The sequence below is a fragment of the Lentzea sp. NPDC060358 genome, assembly GCF_042725365.1.
GTDB lineage: Bacteria > Actinomycetota > Actinomycetes > Mycobacteriales > Pseudonocardiaceae > Lentzea.
In genome coordinates this window covers 1-3,095 of the sequence record NZ_JBHXCW010000427.1, presented here as the reverse complement: position 1 = coordinate 3,095, position 3,095 = coordinate 1, and the positions used below count along the sequence as shown (strand labels likewise).

Sequence of the window (3,095 nt, the reverse complement as noted above, 5' to 3'; positions counted from 1 at the left end):
CTCGTCGACGCGGACCTCGGCCGCGTGCGGGAGGCGCTCGAGCCTTTTTGGCCCGGCGTGCTGTGACGCCGGGCCGGCACCTCACCTACCTGCCGAGCGGGCCGCGGCCCATCTTGAGCAGCGTCAGCGCGAGGTCCTTGCCCTCCGGGCCGAGCGGCTTGTAGCGGTTGAGGACGTCGATCTCGCGGTTGTGCACGATCTTGGTGCCGCCGGCGGCCATCCGCGCGGCACCGATGATCTTGGAGATCTCGACGCGCCGCTGCACGAGGCGCAGTATTTCCGCGTCCAGGTGGTCGATCTCCTGGCGCAGCTCGTTGATGTCCGGCTCGGTGGTGGTGTCCATCGGTGACGACCTCTCGACTCTTCGAGCCCTGGCCCGGAAGCAGCGAAGCCCCGGGGTCCGAGGACTCCGGGGCTTCGTGGTGGCTTGGTAAGCGCTAGACGACCACGGGAGCCGGAGTCCGGGTCCCGTAGAAAAACTCGAAGAACGTCACGCGCACGAAGTCAGTGTTGCACAGAACGACCGTCCGGTGCCAAGCCCCGGCGCCGGCCGGCCCACCGGTTGGGACGCCCGAGCGGGGGCCGGATCGAACACGTGGTCGGGTGGTCACGGATTTGTCGGTGCCGCCCGGTACCGTGGATGGACGATGAGCGCCTTGTTCGACTTGCCCTCAAGTCCCCCCGTTTCCCGCGCGGGCCACCTGCTCGACGACCTGAACCCCGCGCAGCGCCGTGCCGTGGAGCACTCCGGCTCGCCCCTGCTCGTGGTGGCGGGTGCCGGGTCCGGCAAGACGCGCGTCCTCACCAGGCGGATCGCGTACCTGCTCGCGGCGCGCGACGTGCACCCCGGCGAGATCATGGCCATCACGTTCACGAACAAGGCCGCCGCCGAGATGAAGGAGCGCGTCGCCGACATGGTGGGCGCCCGCGCCCGCTCGATGTGGGTGTCGACGTTCCACTCGATGTGCGTCCGCGTGATGCGCCGCGAGGCGAAGACGCTGGGCATGTCGTCGAACTTCTCGATCTACGACAGCGACGACACGCGCCGCCTCGTCACGCTCGTCGCGCGGGACCTCGACCTCGACCCGAAGAAGTACGCGGCCCGCACCCTCGCCGTGCACATCTCGAACCTCAAGAACGAGCTGATCGACCCGGAGACCGCCACCGCCCAGGCCACGAACGACCTGGAACGCCGCGTCGCCGAGGTCTACACGGTCTACCAGCGCCGCCTGACGGAGTCGAACTCGCTCGACTTCGACGACCTGATCATGCGGACCGTGGAGCTCCTGCAGACCTTCCCGGACGTGGCGGAGCACTACCGCCGCCGCTTCCGCCACGTGCTGGTCGACGAGTACCAGGACACCAACCACGCGCAGTACACGCTGGTGCGCGAGCTCGTGGGCAAGGCGGGCGGCGAGATCCCGCCGGCGGAGCTGTGCGTGGTGGGCGACGCCGACCAGTCGATCTACGCCTTCCGCGGCGCGACGATCCGCAACATCGTGGAGTTCGAGCGCGACTACCCGGACGCCACCACGATCCTGCTGGAGCAGAACTACCGCTCCACCCAGAACATCCTGACCGCCGCGAACGCGGTGATCTCCCGCAACCCGAACCGCCGCGACAAGTCGCTCTGGTCCGACCTCGGCGAGGGCGAGAAGATCGTCGGCTACGTAGCGGACAACGAGCACGACGAGGCCGCGTTCGTCGCGAACGAGATCGACCGCCTGGTCGACGGCGGTGAGGTGAACAACTCCGAGATCGCCGTCTTCTACCGCACCAACAACCAGTCGCGGGTCTTCGAGGAGATCTTCATCCGCCTCGGCCTGCCGTACCGAGTGGTCGGCGGCGTCCGCTTCTACGAGCGCAGGGAGGTCCGCGACGCCCTGGCCTACCTCCGCACCCTGGCCAACCCGGAGGACACGGTCTCGCTGCGCCGCATCCTCAACGTCCCGAAGCGCGGCATCGGCGAGAGGGCGGAGGCCTGCGTCAGCGCCTACGCGGAACGAGAGCGCATCAGCTTCGCCGCGGCCCTGCGCGACCTCGACCGGGTCCCGATGCTGAACCCGCGCTCCCGCAACGCCCTGGCGGGCTTCGTGGAGATGATGGACGAACTCGGCGAGATGGTCGCCCGCGAGGACGACGTGGCCGACATCCTCGAAGCGGTCCTGGAGAAGTCCGGCTACCGGTCGGAACTGGAGGCCAGCGAGGACCCCCAGGACCACACGAGGATCGAGAACCTCAACGAGCTGGTGACCGTCGCCCGCGAGTTCACGGAACTGGAACTCCCGGAAGGCGCGGAACCGGTCCCGTCCCTCCCGGCGTTCCTGGAACGGGTCTCCCTGGTGGCGGACGCGGACTCGATCCCGGACGCGGAGTCCGACGGCGTGGTCACCCTGATGACCATCCACACGGCCAAGGGCCTCGAATACCCGGTCGTCTTCAGCACGGGCTGGGAGGACGGCGTCTTCCCGCACATGCGAGCCCTGGGAGACCCGGCAGAACTGGCAGAAGAACGCCGCCTGGCCTACGTGGGCATCACCAGGGCCCAACGCCGCCTGTACCTGTCCAGGGCCCTGGTCCGCTCGGCCTGGGGCCAGCCCTCCGCCAACCCGGCCTCGAGGTTCCTGGGAGAGATCCCGGAGAACCTGCTCGACTGGCGCAGGGTGGAACCCTCCCGCTCAGGCCCGGCAACAGCGACGACGTGGGGCCGCTCAGCCTCGGGCGGCATAGCCTCCCGGGGCCTGACCCGCCCAGCCCCGGGCAAACCGGGCTGGAAGGACGCCCCGGCGATGAAGCTGGAAGTGGGCGACCGGGTGACCCACGACAAGTACGGCCTGGGCCGAGTGGTGGCAGTGGACGGAGCGGGCCTGAGGGCCACGGCGACGATCGACTTCGGCGGCTCCGGCACAGTCCGCCTGATGCTGATCGGCAGCGTCCCGATGACCAAGCTCTGACACACCGAAGCCGAGCACACCCCTGCGAAGCCGAAGGCGAGCCAGCGATGGCGAAGCCGAGCAGTCCGGTCTGAAACGAAGGTTCCGGTGGCTCCCCGTCACGAGTCGTGCCGGATGCTCTGCTGCACCTGAGGAGGGGTG

The 3,095-nt window shown here is 69.0% G+C and carries 1 protein-coding gene and 1 pseudogene; one reads left to right on the top strand and one right to left on the bottom strand.

Annotation, left to right across the window (positions count from 1 at the left end):
• Positions 1-85: 85 nt before the first annotated feature.
• Positions 86-370: pseudogene (locus tag ACFWGZ_RS40450) on the bottom strand (chorismate mutase); the annotation flags it as partial.
• Between the two features lie 277 nt (positions 371-647).
• Here ACFWGZ_RS40450 and pcrA point away from each other — a divergent pair.
• Positions 648-2,954 (top strand): DNA helicase PcrA, encoded by a 2,307-nt coding sequence (gene pcrA / locus ACFWGZ_RS40445; RefSeq protein WP_382456881.1) that lies wholly within the window; start codon positions 648-650, stop codon positions 2,952-2,954.
• Positions 2,955-3,095: the final 141 nt, after the last annotated feature.